The sequence below is a fragment of the Ensifer sp. ENS08 genome, assembly GCF_014852195.1.
GTDB lineage: Bacteria > Pseudomonadota > Alphaproteobacteria > Rhizobiales > Rhizobiaceae > Ensifer > Ensifer adhaerens.
The window spans coordinates 774,563-788,945 of record NZ_JACVBF010000001.1 but is presented as its reverse complement, the minus strand read 5'-3'; the positions used below and the strand labels follow the sequence as shown (position 1 = coordinate 788,945).

At 63.2% G+C, this 14,383-nt stretch carries 14 protein-coding genes; 7 read left to right on the top strand and 7 right to left on the bottom strand.

From position 1 onward, the window contains the following. Positions 1–6: 6 nt before the first annotated feature. The 3 genes from IB272_RS03675 (at position 7) to IB272_RS03665 (ending at position 2,763) form a co-directional block, all read left to right on the top strand. Positions 7–426, top strand: coding sequence for a helix-turn-helix domain-containing protein (locus IB272_RS03675; RefSeq protein WP_034797393.1), 420 nt, complete (start codon positions 7–9; stop codon positions 424–426). A 203-nt stretch (positions 427–629) separates the two neighbouring features. Then, a complete protein-coding gene (gene metK, locus IB272_RS03670) occupies positions 630–1,898 on the top strand; it encodes a methionine adenosyltransferase (protein WP_034797391.1) in 1,269 nt (422 codons plus the stop codon). 166 nt (positions 1,899–2,064) lie between these two features. Further along, positions 2,065–2,763 carry a tRNA (guanosine(46)-N(7))-methyltransferase TrmB gene (locus IB272_RS03665; protein ID WP_113135394.1) on the top strand — a complete coding sequence of 233 codons (699 nt, stop codon included), beginning with the start codon at positions 2,065–2,067 and terminating at the stop codon, positions 2,761–2,763. 220 nt (positions 2,764–2,983) lie between these two features. Here IB272_RS03665 and IB272_RS03660 read toward each other — a convergent pair whose 3' ends face one another. Beyond that, positions 2,984–3,241 (bottom strand): DUF1150 family protein, encoded by a 258-nt coding sequence (locus tag IB272_RS03660; RefSeq protein WP_034797387.1) that lies wholly within the window; start codon positions 3,239–3,241, stop codon positions 2,984–2,986. Between the two features lie 47 nt (positions 3,242–3,288). Beyond that, the gene (locus IB272_RS03655; RefSeq protein ID WP_034797386.1) at positions 3,289–3,720 is read right to left on the bottom strand and encodes an Hsp20 family protein; all 432 of its coding nucleotides are present in this window, start codon (positions 3,718–3,720) and stop codon (positions 3,289–3,291) included. A 240-nt stretch (positions 3,721–3,960) separates the two neighbouring features. Here IB272_RS03655 and IB272_RS03650 point away from each other — a divergent pair, with 240 nt between their 5' ends. After that, entirely contained in the window at positions 3,961–4,905 is a 945-nt protein-coding gene (locus IB272_RS03650; RefSeq protein ID WP_060519791.1) for a nucleoside hydrolase, read from the top strand. Between the two features lie 75 nt (positions 4,906–4,980). Here IB272_RS03650 and IB272_RS03645 read toward each other — a convergent pair whose 3' ends face one another. The 3 genes from IB272_RS03645 to IB272_RS03635 form a co-directional block, all read right to left on the bottom strand. After that, the gene (locus tag IB272_RS03645) at positions 4,981–7,386 is read right to left on the bottom strand and encodes a methyl-accepting chemotaxis protein (RefSeq protein ID WP_060581810.1); all 2,406 of its coding nucleotides are present in this window, start codon (positions 7,384–7,386) and stop codon (positions 4,981–4,983) included. 358 nt (positions 7,387–7,744) lie between these two features. Further along, on the bottom strand, positions 7,745–8,644 hold the full coding sequence (locus IB272_RS03640) for a ribokinase (RefSeq protein WP_060581811.1): 900 nt from the start codon (positions 8,642–8,644) through the stop codon (positions 7,745–7,747). Positions 8,645–8,696: 52 nt separating this feature from the next. Beyond that, on the bottom strand, positions 8,697–9,890 hold the full coding sequence (locus IB272_RS03635) for a DNA recombination protein RmuC (RefSeq protein WP_192444215.1): 1,194 nt from the start codon (positions 9,888–9,890) through the stop codon (positions 8,697–8,699). Positions 9,891–10,041: 151 nt separating this feature from the next. Here IB272_RS03635 and def point away from each other — a divergent pair, with 151 nt between their 5' ends. The 3 genes from def to truA all read left to right on the top strand — a co-directional run bounded on the left by def (position 10,042) and on the right by truA (position 12,408). Continuing rightward, positions 10,042–10,566 carry a peptide deformylase gene (gene def / locus IB272_RS03630; RefSeq protein WP_060581900.1) on the top strand — a complete coding sequence of 175 codons (525 nt, stop codon included), beginning with the start codon at positions 10,042–10,044 and terminating at the stop codon, positions 10,564–10,566. Between the two features lie 163 nt (positions 10,567–10,729). Beyond that, positions 10,730–11,665, top strand: a complete 936-nt coding sequence (gene fmt / locus IB272_RS03625; protein ID WP_060581813.1) for a methionyl-tRNA formyltransferase — start codon at positions 10,730–10,732, stop codon at positions 11,663–11,665. Further along, positions 11,665–12,408 (top strand): tRNA pseudouridine(38-40) synthase TruA, encoded by a 744-nt coding sequence (gene truA, locus IB272_RS03620; protein WP_034797373.1) that lies wholly within the window; start codon positions 11,665–11,667, stop codon positions 12,406–12,408. The genes fmt and truA overlap by 1 nt, the downstream gene beginning before the upstream one ends. Before the next feature lie 10 nt (positions 12,409–12,418). On the opposite strand, the gene IB272_RS03615 is transcribed toward truA, so the two are convergent. Both IB272_RS03615 and dapE read right to left on the bottom strand, forming a co-directional pair. After that, positions 12,419–13,018, bottom strand: a complete 600-nt coding sequence (locus IB272_RS03615; RefSeq protein WP_060581814.1) for a hypothetical protein — start codon at positions 13,016–13,018, stop codon at positions 12,419–12,421. Next, the gene (gene dapE, locus IB272_RS03610; RefSeq protein ID WP_060581815.1) at positions 13,005–14,198 is read right to left on the bottom strand and encodes a succinyl-diaminopimelate desuccinylase; all 1,194 of its coding nucleotides are present in this window, start codon (positions 14,196–14,198) and stop codon (positions 13,005–13,007) included. The genes IB272_RS03615 and dapE overlap by 14 nt, the downstream gene beginning before the upstream one ends. Positions 14,199–14,383: the final 185 nt, after the last annotated feature.

Here is a 14,383-nt window from a genome sequence, read left to right as displayed (position 1 = left end):
GCAGATATGATCGAAAACAAGAAGAAGCCGAACCCGATCGACATTCATGTCGGAAGTCGGATTCGTCTTCGCCGTACGATGCTTGGCATGAGCCAAGAGAAGCTCGGCGAAAGTCTGGGGATCACTTTCCAGCAGATCCAGAAGTACGAGAAGGGCACGAACCGCGTCGGCGCCAGCCGGTTGCAGAACATTTCAGGCATCCTGAACGTTCCGGTTTCCTTCTTCTTCGAAGATGCCCCGGGCGATAACGCTGCCGGTCAGTCCGGCATGGCAGAAGCTTCCAGCTCGAACTACGTCGTCGATTTCCTGTCGTCCTCCGAGGGGCTGCAGCTCAACCGCGCTTTCGTCAAGATCACCGACCCGAAGGTTCGCCGTCGGCTCGTCGATCTCGTCAAGGCACTCGCTGCGGAAGCAGAAAGCGAATAGTTCCAACGTTCCCCGTCGGGACTTGAAAAACAAAGCGGCCATTTGTGCCGCTTTTTTCTTGCGCACCTTTCCCTCCGGTGCACCAAAGTGATTGGCCGCAATGGCGATATAAAGATATATTTATGTCGTTGTGTGCTTGTTTTTCGGTCGCAAAACCACTAACACCGTGCCAGCGCTTTTTCTTCATTGAGGGGACTTCCCGCATGCGTGCAAACTACCTGTTCACGAGTGAATCCGTAGCCGAAGGTCATCCGGACAAGGTGTGTGACCGTATCTCCGACGAGATCGTGGACCTGGTCTACCGCGAAGCGGCCAAGACCGGTGTCGATCCCTGGGGAGTGCGTATCGCCTGCGAGACGCTGGCGACCACCAACCGTGTCGTGATTGCCGGCGAAGTGCGCCTGCCGCCGAGCCTTCTGAAGAAGGACAAGGACGGCAACGACGTCATCAACCCCTCGAAGTTCAAGTCCGCCGCCCGCAAGGCGATCCGCGAGATCGGCTATGAGCAGGACGGCTTCCACTGGAAGACGGCGAAGATCGACGTGCTCCTGCACTTCCAGTCTGCTCACATCGCTCAGGGCGTCGACAGCGCTGCCGACAAGCAGGGCGAAGAAGGTGCCGGCGACCAGGGCATCATGTTCGGCTACGCCTGCCGCGAGACCGCCGAGCTGATGCCGGCGCCGATCTACTATTCGCACCGCATCCTCAACCTACTCGCCGCTGCCCGCAAGAAGGGCGAGGGCGAAGTCGCCAAGCTCGGCCCTGACGCCAAGAGCCAGGTCACCGTACGCTACGTCGACGGCAAGCCGGCGGAAGTCACCTCGATCGTTCTGTCGACGCAGCACCTCGATGACACCTGGGATTCGGTCAAGGTTCGCTCGGTTGTCGAGCCCTATATCCGCGAAGCCCTCGACGATCTGAAGATCGCCGACGACTGCACCTGGTACATCAACCCGACCGGCAAGTTCGTCATCGGCGGCCCGGATGGCGATGCTGGCCTCACCGGCCGCAAGATCATCGTCGACACCTATGGCGGTGCCGCACCGCACGGCGGCGGCGCCTTCTCGGGCAAGGACACGACCAAGGTCGACCGTTCGGCCGCCTATGCTGCCCGTTACCTGGCAAAGAACGTCGTTGCCGCCGGCCTGTCCGACCGTTGCACGATCCAGCTGTCCTACGCCATCGGCGTCGCCCAGCCGCTGTCGATCTATGTCGACCTACACGGCACCGGCAAGGTTTCGGAAGACCAGGTCGAGGATGCGATCCGCAAGACGATGGACCTGTCGCCGACCGGCATCCGCCGTCATCTCGACCTCAACAAGCCGATCTATGCCAAGACGTCGGCCTATGGCCACTTCGGCCGCAAGGCTGGCCGCGACGGTTCCTTCTCCTGGGAGAAGCTCGACCTCGTGAAGCCGCTGAAGGCTGCGATCGAGCAGAGCGGCGCCGTCAACGGCCGCGCTGCCGCCTAACAGGCGATGGGGCGCGGCGTCACGCCGCGCATTGAAGATAGCGAAACGTCCTGCTATCAGGCGTTTGCAAAAATCAAGGCGGGCGCTCCGACAAGGAGCGCCCGCTTCGTTCATTTTGATTTTGGGTTGGCCTGATCCAGATCGGTATGACCAAGGGAAAGACGACATGACCGAACCGCGCCGCGCCAGAGCAACCGAGGCCTTTTTCGGCCGCCGCAAGGGCAAGCCGTTGCGCGAGCGGCAGGCGGCGCATCTGGAAACCGTGTTGCCGACACTGAAGCTCGACCTTTCGAGCCCGCCTCCGGCGGACCTGAAGACCCTCTATCCGCAGGGCGTGGATCGCATGCGCCTCGAAATCGGTTTCGGCGGCGGCGAGCACCTGATCCACCGTGCGGCCGAAGCGCCGTCGACCGGCTTCATCGGCGTCGAACCCTTCGTCAATTCCATGGCCAAGCTCGTCGGTCATATCGAGGAGCGCGGCGCCAGCAACGTCAGGCTCTATGACGACGACGCCACCCAGGTCCTCGATTGGCTGCCGGCCGCGTCGATCGACCAGATCGACCTGCTCTATCCGGACCCGTGGCCGAAGCGCAAACACTGGAAGCGCCGTTTCGTCTCCAAGGTCAATCTCGATCGCTTCGCCCGCGTACTGAAGCCCGGCGGCGTGTTCTGCTTCGCCTCGGATATCGATACCTATGTCAACTGGACGCTGTTGCACTGCCGCGATCACGCAGCCTTCGAGTGGACGGCAGAGGCGGCTTCCGATTGGCTGACGCCCTATGAGGGATGGCCGAGCACGCGCTACGAGGCCAAGGCACGCAGGGAAGGGCGAAGCTCCGCCTATCTCACCTTCCGGCGCGTCTAAAGCAATTCCAGGAAAAGTGCGAAGCGGTTTTCCGTCCGGAATTGCGGACTGGAGGATCAATTCCAGGAAAAGTGCGAAGCGGTTTTCTGTCCGGACTTGCGGACTAGCAGATCAATTCCAGGAAAGGTGCGAAGCGGTTTTCCGCTCGCGCTTGCGTCGCTCTCGAGAGCGACGGCTTCCATTCAAACGTCCGATTGCCGTCTCCACCGACGGCAGCCTGTCAGTGCAGGGTGACCGTCTTCAGATCGTCCTCGGCCGCCTTGAAGAAGGTGCTGGAACGGTTGTCTGTCAGAAGGATCGGCGTGCCGTCGGCGCCGAAGAGCGCCCAGAGATCGATACCCGGTCCCATCTCCGGCGCTTCCGGGAAGCAGCGCGAGACTTCTTCCGAGCGCATTTTCCGGATGTAGCCGATTTCGCCTTCGCCGAGATGTGCGAGGTCGTTCTTCGACAGCGACGAGCTGATGTCTTTCAGTCCCATGGTGACACTCCGTGGTCGCCGGTGAGGGGAGAATCCCGCCGGTTATCCTACTCTGGGACTGAAATGTTAATTTTCTTTACCATACGAACCGGTTCGGGACGAACGAGGTCGACGGAGAGCAGGCCGTTGCGCAGTTCCGCGCCCAGAACCTTCATGCCGTCGGCGAGCACGAAAGTGCGTTGAAACTGGCGTGCCGCAATGCCGCGGTGCAGGTAATCGCGGTCGCCGTTGTCGATCTGCCGGCCGCGGATGACGAGCTGGTTCTCTTCGGTGGTGACTTCGAGGTCTTCTTCGGAAAAGCCTGCCACGGCGAGCGTGATGCGCAACCGTTCCGGTTCGTCGGTCGAGGCATCGCCGCGAACGCGTTCTATGTTGTAGGGCGGGTATCCGTCGTTGCCCTTGGCGATCCGCTCAAGGGTCTTTTCCATCGTATCGAAACCCAGCAGAAGCGGGCTCGTAAAAGGGGTAATACGGCTCATTCTTCAAGTCCTTGCGAGATCAAGCGACCGTTGTTCGGACCTGCCTTGCAGCATCCTTTCCGCAATATGGTAGCTGTGCGCAATGAGTGCAAGCCGCTTGCCTCCGGCGTGCACGCAAATCATAGTCCGCTCTCGCAGAATCCGGGAATGGGACAAAGGAACGCCAGGGCGTTTACTCCCGTCCGGCCCAATGCAACGTATCGATCGCGCCGAACAACGTGGTCCAGGGAGGACGAGAAAGTGCCCGTGCCGAGAAAGATAATCATAGACACCGACCCCGGGCAGGACGATGCCGCCGCCATCATGCTCGCCTTCGGCAGTCCGGAAGAGATCGACCTGCTCGGCATCACCGCGGTCGCCGGCAACGTGCCGCTGGCACTGACGGCCCGCAATGCGCGCATCCTGTGCGAGCTCTGCGACCGGCCGAAGGTTCGGGTGTTCTCGGGCGCCGACAAGCCGATTGCTCGCCCGCTGGTGACCGCCGAGCACGTGCACGGCAAGACCGGCCTCGACGGCCCAGAGCTTACCGAGCCGACAATGAAGCTCGAGGAGCAGCATGCGGTCGACTTCATCGTCGAGACGTTGCGAAAGGAGCCAGAGGGCACCGTGACGCTCTGCACGCTCGGCCCGCTCACCAACATCGCGCTGGCCCTGCAGAAGGCGCCTGACATTGCGCAGCGGGTCAAGGAACTGGTGATGATGGGTGGCGGCTTCTTCGAAGGCGGCAACATCACGCCCGCCGCCGAATTCAACGTCTACGTCGATCCCGAGGCAGCCGACATCGTCTTCCGTTCGGGCATTCCGATCGTGATGATGCCGCTCGATGTCACCCACCGGGTGCTGACCCACAAGGCGCGCGTCCAGAAGATCCGCGACATCGGCAGCCGCCCGGCGATCGCCATGGCCGAGATGCTCGAATTCTTCGAGCGCTTCGATATCGAGAAGTACGGCACCGATGGCGGCCCGCTGCACGATCCGACGGTCATTGCCTATCTGTTGCGCCCCGAGCTTTTCACCGGCCGCGATTGCAACGTCGAGATCGAGACCAAGTCGGAGCTGACGGCCGGCATGACCGTCGTCGACTGGTGGCAGGTCACCGGCCGGCCGCACAACGCCAAGGTCATGCGCTTCGTCGACGACCAGGGCTTCTTCGACCTTTTGACCGAGCGGCTGGCTCGCATCTGAGCCTCGGCTCAATCATCGTAGTCCAAACAAAAACGGCGCCCCGAGAGGCGCCGTTTTCTTTTGTCGTTCCGTTGATCAGAACTCTTCCCAGTTGTCCTGGGCAAGCGCGTTGGCGCCGGAGGTCTGGGTCAGCACCCGCTGCGTCGAAGCCGAGTAGTTGCTTCGCGCTGGGTTCGCCGCCGGAGCGGGCCGCGCCTCGCGGGCGGGGGCCGGGACCGGAGCGGGGCGTTCGGCCGCGCGCATGCGCTCGGCCGTGCCACGCAGCATAGCCGCCGAGGACGGTTGGGCCGATGCGGTCGCCTGCGCGACCCGGAAGCGGGCCACGAGCGTGTTGAGCGTTCGGGCTTCTTCGTTGAGCGCCATGCCGGCCGCGGTCGTTTCCTCGACCATGGCGGCGTTCTGCTGGGTTACCTGGTCCATCTGGTTGACGGCGGAGTTGATCTCCTTCAGGCCGACGGCCTGTTCCGAAGCGGAGCTGGAGATCTGGCGGATGAGGCCGTTGATCTGCACGACCTGCTCGGCGATCTTTTCGAGCGCGCCACCGGCCTTGCCGACGAGATCAACACCTTCGCGCACCTGGCCGGCCGAGGTGTTGATCAATGTCTTGATCTCCTTGGCGGCATTGGCAGAGCGCTGGGCGAGTTCGCGCACTTCCTGGGCGACGACGGCAAAACCCTTGCCGGCCTCACCTGCACGCGCTGCTTCGACACCGGCGTTCAGCGCCAGAAGGTTGGTCTGGAAGGCGATTTCGTCGATGACGCCGATGATGCGGCTGACTTCGTGCGAGGACTGCTCGATGCCCTTCATCGCGGCAATCGCCTTCTGCACCACTTCGCCCGACTGTCCGGCATCGCTGCTGGCCACATCCACCGATTTGGCGGCGACCTTGGCGTTTTCGGCGCTGGCGTTGACCTGCGAGGTCAGCTCGTCAAGAGCCGCTGCTGTCTCTTCCAGGCTTGCAGCCTGCTGTTCGGTCCGGTGCGACAGGTCGTTGGCGGCGCTGCTGATTTCGCTGGTGCCGTTGCCGATGTTGACGACCGAATGGTTGACGGTGCGGATCGTCTCTTCGAGGCTTTCCATCGCCGCGTTGAAGTCACGCTTGAGCTGCGCGTATTCGCCCGGGAAATCGTCGGTGATGCGGAATGCGAGATCGCCGGACGACAGATGCGAGAGACCCTTGCCGAGGCGGGCGACGATGTCGCGCTGAAGCGCGCTCGATTCTGCACGCTCGGTTTCCGAGCGGCCGCGTTCGCGCTCGGCCTGTTCGCGCTCATGGCGGGCTTCGCCTTCGAGGCGCTTGGTGTCGGCAAGCTGATGGCGGAAGCCTTCGAGCGCCTTGGCGACTTCACCGGTTTCGTCGGAACGATCCTGGCCGGCGATCGCCTTGGTGTAGTCACCGTGGCTGAGGTCGTTCACGTCCTTGACGAGGCTTGCCAGCGGCTTCTGCACGAAACCACGAACCGCGAGATAGAGACCGAGCAACACAGCGCCGAGCACGACGAGGCCGCCGACGATCATCATGTAGGTCTGATCCTTGACCGGCGCATTGATCGCGGTACGCGGCACGTCGACGAGCACGACCCAGCTGGTGTTCACGCCCGAGAGAGTGAACGGATAGACGAGACGGTCGAAGGGCTCGTTGCCGTCATAGGAGAGGTTGGAGATGATGCCCGGCTTGCCGGAGGCGAGCGCGTTCTTGACGACCTCGTTGCCTTCGCCGTCATACTCCTTGAGCAGAAGGTCCGGGATCGGCGCGACCAGCCATTTGCCGGTCTGCGACAGCAGGTAGACGCGGCCGGTGTCGAAGGGCTTCAGCTTCGAGAGGCCATCGCCGAGCGAGGCGAGCGAAATGTCGACGCCGGTGACGCCGAGAAGCTTGCCGCCGGACATGACCGGGTAGGCGATCGAACTCATCGCGGTCGGAACGTCGGTGTCCTGCGCGGTGTAGGGCTGGGTGATTGCACCCTTGCCGCTTTTTGCAGCGAGTTTGTACCACTCGGCCGCATAGTCAGCGCCGAAAGTGGAGTACTGGATTTCGTTGGTGCGGCTCTTCGACCAGTAGGGCGTGAAGATGCCCTTGTCGTTACCGCCCAGTTCCTTGTTGTTGACGAGGTCTTCCTGGCGACCATCGAAAGCCTTGGGTTCTTCCGCGAACCAGCTGCCGAAGGCAAACGGGTTCTGCTCGAGGTTTGCCCTGAGGATGTTGATCACCCCGGTGCGCTCCAGCGACTTTTCGGCATGTGCGCGGCCGAGGATGCCCGCCATCGAGCGGGCAGCACTTGCAAGCTCGCCGATGTCGCCGGCAATGTCGGAGGCAATCGCGCGGGCTTCGCCGCCTGCCTGTTCGAGGACCAGCGTTTCGACGCGGTCCTGGGTCTGGGATATGAGAACGAAATTCGAGGCAAGCAGGACAAGTGCGATCGTGCCGCCTGTCACCGCGATCAGTTTGGTCGCCAGCGATTTGGCTTGGAACTTGAACATGAAATCCTCACGTGCTGGGAGGTTCGCAGGTTTTCACCTGCGGTGGACGCATTTCGCAATGGGGGTGAACTCCATCATGGAGCGTCAGATGCCGACCGGCATGTTGGAGACGACCAGGCGCTTTGGCCGGTTTTCTCACGGTCCTGAATAGACTGGAGATTCTTAAGATAGGGCCAACACGGACGCTGTTTTACGCATCGCTTGCATAAAATTGCACGCAAAGTTTTATGTCCGCGACATCGGCTGTCCGGATTGCGCAAGCGGCCGTCGGGAGGGTGAAATCTATGCGGGCCAGGGCCTGGGAAAAATGAGACGGGCGACTTCGCCCGTCTCAAGTGCGTGCTTTTTCGCGCAGGATTTAGAGACGCGACGCCACGTCCGCAGCGAGCGGGATCGAGGGCTGGGCGCCGCTCTTCAGGCAGGCGAGAGAGCCGGCGACTGCTGCGCGGCGCAGAGCGTCGGGGAAGGCGATGCCGGCATCGAGGCTGGCTGCGAGATAACCGCAGAAGGTGTCGCCGGCGCCGACGGTATCGACCGGCTCGATCTTCAGGCCCTTGGCGCGCTGGATCTCGCCCTCATGTACGGCCACCACGCCTTCGGCGCCAAGCGTGACGATGACCGTCTGGCCGGTCTCCGCGTGCAGCGCCTTCATCGCTTCTTCGCGCTCAGTGCTCCCGATACCGCTCTTGCCGGCCAGCAGCTCGAATTCGGTTTCGTTGGCAATGACGATATCGGCCATGCGGCCGAGGCGGGCTGCGTCCGGTGTCAGCGGCGCGATGTTGATGACCGAACGCACGCCCTTCTGTTTGGCGGCGGTGAGCGCCTTCTCGACCGAAGCGGCCGGAATTTCGAGCTGCAGCATCAAGGTATCGCTGGGCTTCATGCCGTCGACGGCCTTCACCGCATCGGCTTCATCGACCGTCGCATTGGCGCTGGCGACGACGACGATGACATTTTCGCCGTCACCGCCGACGAGGATATGGGCGGTGCCGGTCGGCTCGCTGACCGTCTTGGTCAACGACAGGTCGGCGCCCGCACCCTTCAACAGTTCGAGCGCGCCGTCGGCAAAGCTGTCCTTTCCTACCGCGCCTGCCATCTGCACCGTCGCGCCGGCACGCCGTGCGGCCAGCGCCTGGTTTGCGCCCTTGCCGCCGGCGGCGGTCGAGAAGCTGGTGCCGGCGACGGTTTCGCCGGGCTTCGGAAGGCGTGCGGTGGTGGCGATCAGATCCATGTTGATGGACCCAAAAACAGTAATCATGTGAAACTATCCTGTCGGCTTTGCGAATTGGGCCGGAGAGTGCCCGACAGCCTCAGTCCTCGTCAACCACCCGCAGGCGCAATTGCCCGACCCGATTGTCGACCGCGGCACGTGGTTCGTCCGCGTCCCGTGTGCCGCCTTCCGCTTGCAGCTCTAGGGCCTCGATCTTGGCCCCGCGGCGGGTGAGCTTGCTGGAGGAAACGAGGATGTCCTCGACATCCTTCTGGCTCATCGCGAAATGGCCCTGCAGCTTGCGCACGCGCTGGTCGAGACGGCCGAGATCCTCCATCAGCCGCGCGACTTCGCCCTGGATCAGGTGCGCCTGTTCGCGCATGCGCGCATCCTTGAGGATTGCCTGGATCACCTGGATCGACAGCAGCAGCAGGGAGGGCGAGACGATGACGATCCGCTGGCGATGCGCCTTCTGCACGATCGCTTCGAAATGCTCGTGGATCTCCGCAAAGATCGATTCCGAGGGTACGAAGAGGAAGGCGGTGTCCTGCGTTTCACCTGGGATCAGATACTTGCCGGCGATGTCGCGCACGTGCGTTTCCATGTCGCGGCGAAAGAGTTGGGCGATCTGCAGGCGCCGCTCCGGAGTCGGAGCATCCCGCATCGCGTTCCAGGCTTCGAGCGGAAATTTGGCGTCGATGACCAGCGGCGGCTGGCCGTTCGGCATGCGGATGGTGCAGTCGGGCCGCACCCCGTTCGACAGCGTCGCCTGGAATTCGAAGGCACCCATCGGCAGCCCGTCGGCGATAATCGCTTCCATGCGCGACTGGCCGAAGGCGCCGCGCGTCTGCTTGTTCGATAGAATCGCCTGAAGTCCGGCCATGTCCTTGGCGAGCGACTGGATGTTGTTCTGGGCCGTGTCGATGACCGCGAGGCGCTCCTGCAGCCGGCGCAGGTTCTCGTGTGTCGCCTTGGTCTGCTCGCTGATCGAGGCGCCGATGCGATGGGTCATGCCGTCGATGCGCTGGCTGAGTGTCTGGTTGAGCTCCGCCTGCCGGGCGCCGAACACCTCGGCCATGGCCGCGACCCGCCCTTGCATCTCCGTCTGTGCTGCCAGCAGCATTGCCATCTGTTCCTGCCGCTCGTCGTCGCGGGGATTGCGCCGGCGCGAGAGCGCCGTCAGGCCGGCAACAGCCAGCACAAGGCCGGCGGCAATCGCCAGATGGCCCAGGGTAATCGGCAGGGTGCCGATGAAAAACAACGGTTGGGCGAAGGGAAGGGGCGCGGGTTCCATGCGCCAAACCTAACAGATTCTCTCGCGAAGTGTAGATCAAAACAAGAACATATGTGCGCGGCGGTTAACGCCCGACGAGGGACGAGCGGGTGCCGCAGGTGGCAAGGCAATTTCCTTGCGCGTCGATGGAAAGATCGGCTATGGGAGCATCATGACCATCAAGCCGCTTATCATCCTTCCCGATCCTGTGCTTCGCCAGGTTTCAACGCCGATCGAAACCGTCGACGCGGACGTCCGCCGTCTGGCCGATGACATGCTCGAAACCATGTACGATGCCCCCGGCATCGGCCTTGCCGCGATCCAGGTCGGCGTCGCCAGGCGCATGCTGGTGCTCGACGTTTCGAAAGAGGGCGACGAGAAGACGCCGCTTGTCTTCATCAACCCCGAGATCGTCGCTTCGTCCGACACCTATTCGGTTTACGAGGAAGGCTGCCTGTCGATTCCGGACTACTACGCCGAGGTCGAGCGCCCCGCCGTCATCACCGTCAAGCACCTCGACCGCGACGGCAAGGAACAGACGATCGAGGCCGAAGGCCTGCTCGCCACCTGCCTGCAGCACGAGATCGACCACCTGAACGGCGTTTTGTTCATCGACCACATCTCCAAGCTCAAGCGCGACATGGTGATCCGCAAGTTCACCAAGGCTGCCAAGACGCGCGGCGCAAAGGCGATCTGAGCCTTCGATCGCGGAAGATCACGCGAAATTTTGAAGGCGGGAACCCATTGAATATTCCAGGAAGAGCGTGAAACGGCTTTCCTGGAATTGTCCTGTTTTTAGAGAATGAGATCATTTCGCCGTTTCCCCGCATGAAGTGATCTGAAAGGACGGAGTTACCGCCTTGTCGCTTCGCATCATCTTCATGGGCACACCGGAATTTTCGGTGCCGACACTGGCGGCACTTGCCGAGGCAGGTCATCAGATCGTCGCCGTCTACACCCAGCCACCGCGGCCGGGTGGCCGCCGCGGGCTCGATCTGCAGAAATCGCCGGTGCACCAGGCGGCCGAACTGCTGGGTATTCCGGTGCTAACGCCGGTCAACTTCAAGGACGAGGCGGACCGCCAGACCTTCCGTGATTTCGACGCCGACGTCGCCGTCGTCGTCGCCTATGGCCTGCTTCTGCCCGAGGCCATCCTCACAGGCACCAAGCTCGGCTGCTACAACGGCCACGCCTCGCTGCTGCCGCGCTGGCGCGGTGCAGCGCCCATCCAGCGCGCGATCATGGCCGGCGACCACGAGACCGGCATGATGGTGATGAAGATGGAAAAGGGGCTCGATACCGGCCCGGTCGCCCTCACCAAGACGGTTCAGATCGGCGAGACGATGACCGGGGGCGAATTGCACGATCGCCTGATGCAGGTCGGCGCCAGTCTGATGCGGGAAGCGATGGCAAAACTCGAGGCCGACGATCTGCCGCTGACGGTCCAGGCCGAGGACGGCGTTGTCTACGCCCAGAAGATCAGCAAAACGGAAACCCGCATCGATTTCACCCGTCCCGCCCGCGAGGTGCACGACCATATCCGCGGCCTGTCGCCATTCCCGGGCGCCTGGTTCGAACTTGAGATCGCTGGTAAGCCGGAACGCATCAAGGTTCTGAACTCGGAGCCCGCTTCCGGCAAGGGCGAGGCCGCCACGGTGCTCGACGATAATCTGACGATTGCCTGCGCCGAGGGCGCCGTTCGGCTCACCCGCCTGCAGCGCGCCGGCGGCAAGGCGTTGGGGGCGGCCGACTTCCTGCGCGGAACGCCGGTTGCGCCCGGCACGAGGGTCGGCTGATGCCGCGGTTCAAGCTGACCGTCGAATATGACGGCTCGGATTATGTCGGCTGGCAACGGCAGGACAACGGCGAGTCCGTGCAAGGCGCGATCGAAAAAGCGATCCTGTCTCTGACCGGGGAGACCGTGTCGATCCGCGGCGCCGGCCGCACTGATTCCGGTGTGCACGCCAGTGGCCAGGTGATGCATGCGGATCTCACGCGTCCGTGGAAGCCCTACACGCTGCGCAACGCGCTAAATGCCCATCTGGGGCTTGCGGGCGAGCGGGTGGCGATCCTCGAGGCCGAGGAGGTGTCCGAGGAATTCGACGCGCGCTTCTCGGCGCTGCGCCGCCACTATCTCTACCGCATTATCTCGCGGCCCGCGCCGCTGGCGCTTGAAGCCCGGCGCGCCTGGTGGGTGCCGAAGCCGCTCGACCATGAAGCCATGCATGCAGGCGCCCAGCGCCTCGTCGGCCATCATGACTTCACCACCTTCCGCTCCGCCCATTGCCAGGCGGCGAGCCCGGTGCGCACGCTCGATCGGCTGGACGTCGCGCTTGTCGCCGGCGTCATCGAGATCCGCGCAACGGCGCAGAGCTTCCTGCACAACCAGATCCGCTCCTTCGCCGGCTCGCTGAAGCTGGTGGGCGAAGGCAAGTGGACGCCGGATGATCTGCAGGCAGCGCTCGAGGCCCGCAACCGCAAGGCCTGCGGCCCCGTGGCGCCGCCCGATGGGCTTTATTTCCTTCAGGTGGACTACTGATCCCGAAGTCCTAGCTTGTCGGGATCAGACCGAAGAAGCGCTGCAAGAGATCGCCGATCATCATCGACGGCAACAGGAACAGCGCCGTCAGCGCCGAGGCAAGCAGCGTCTGGTTGCCGGTCACGATGCGCAAGAGCCGGAAGAGCACCGCAACGCTGATGACGAGCAGCGTCAACCAGATGAAGCTCGTCAGCCCCTGGCTCCCGGGAATGACGACACGGATCGCCGCCGGCACCGCCATGGCGTAGGAGAGCGGAACCGAGAGCCAGTTTGTGGTAACGACGATCGGTACCACCGCTCCGGCAAATCCGAGTGGGCGCGAGAGAATGGCGATCAGCACCAGCGGCAAGAGCCAGCTGACGAGATCGACGACGAGCAGCTTGAAGATGAAGCCGATGCCGATCGTGGTGCCATCAGGCATGACCGAGAGGTAGTAGAGCCGCCAGGACGCCCAGGTGACGGCGATCGCCGGCAGGCACCAGAGCATGGACGTGAACGAGCGCCAGAGGCCACTCTCGCTGAAATCGAGCCAGCGGAAGCCTTCTTCGTTACCCTGCGCCAGGAGCCAGAGCCCCCGGATATAGGCAAGCACCTCATCAAGCAGCGGCATGGCCGAACCAGCGGGCGATGAAGTTTTCATAGATATTGGTCAGGGTCTCGAGGTCGGCGACGGCGACCCGTTCGTCGACCATGTGCATCGTCTGGCCGACGAGGCCGAACTCGACCACCGGGCAATAGTCCTTGATGAAGCGCGCATCCGAGGTTCCGCCGGTCGTCGACAGCTTCGGCTGGCGCCCCGTGACGGCTTCGACCGCGCCGGAGAGCGAATCGATCAGCGCGTTGTTGCGTGTGAGAAACACGTGGCTCGGGCGCTCGGCCCAGACGATTTCGTAGCGAACGGGGGCGCGGTCCGGACGCAGGCTACCGCTTGCCGCGGCACGGTCGAGCCGGGCGATGATCTCGGCCATCAGGCTATCCGCCGTCCATGTGTCGTTGAAGCGGATGTTGAAGGCGGCCGTCGCCTTGGCCGGAATGACGTTGACGGCACTGTTGCCGACATCGATCGTCGTCACTTCGAGATTGGACGGCTGGAAGCTCTCGGTGCCGTTGTCGAAGGGCGGGTCCATCAGCGCCTGCGTCAGTTGCAGGATGCCGCGCACAGGGCTGTCGGCAAGGTGCGGATAGGCCGCGTGCCCCTGCACGCCATGAACGGTGATGCGGCCGGACAGCGAGCCGCGCCGGCCGATCTTGATCATGTCGCCAAGGCTCTCCGGGTTGGTCGGTTCGCCGACCAGGCACGCATCCCAGCGCTCGCCCTTGTCGGCCGCCCATTGCAAGAGCTTGGTGGTGCCGTTGATCGCCGGTCCCTCTTCGTCGCCGGTGATGAGGAAGGAGACCGAGCCCTTCGGGGCGCCATGCTTTTCGACATGGCGGGCGATTGCCGCGACGAAGCAGGCGATGCCGCCCTTCATGTCGACGGCGCCGCGGCCATACATCTCGCCGCCGGCAATGTCGGCCGAAAACGGACCGTGGCTCCAGGCGGCCTCGTCGCCGACGGGAACGACGTCCGTATGCCCGGCAAACATCAGATGCGGGCCTTCGGTTCCAAGCCGCGCATAAAGATTCTCGATGTCGGGCGTGCCAGCCTCCTTGGCCATCACGCGGTCGACCGCGAAGCCGAGCGGCTTCAGCATGGCTTCAAGGGCTGCAAGCGCGCCGCCTTCGGCCGGGGTGACTGAGGGGCAACGAATGAGGGTGGCGAGATTGGCGATCGGATCGGTGGAGGTCATCTAACGTTATGCCGTCTGCATGGCCACGAAGGGCCTTGGGAATGGAGGCTGCTGGTTTATCCGATCGCCAGCGAACTGTCACGCAGGATGGGGCACGCGAGACGGGAACTGTGACGTCGAACGCAGAACGGCGCCGCGCCTGGGCGGAGGCGCAGCGCCGCAGCTTCAACGGGCCGGAAGGGTCC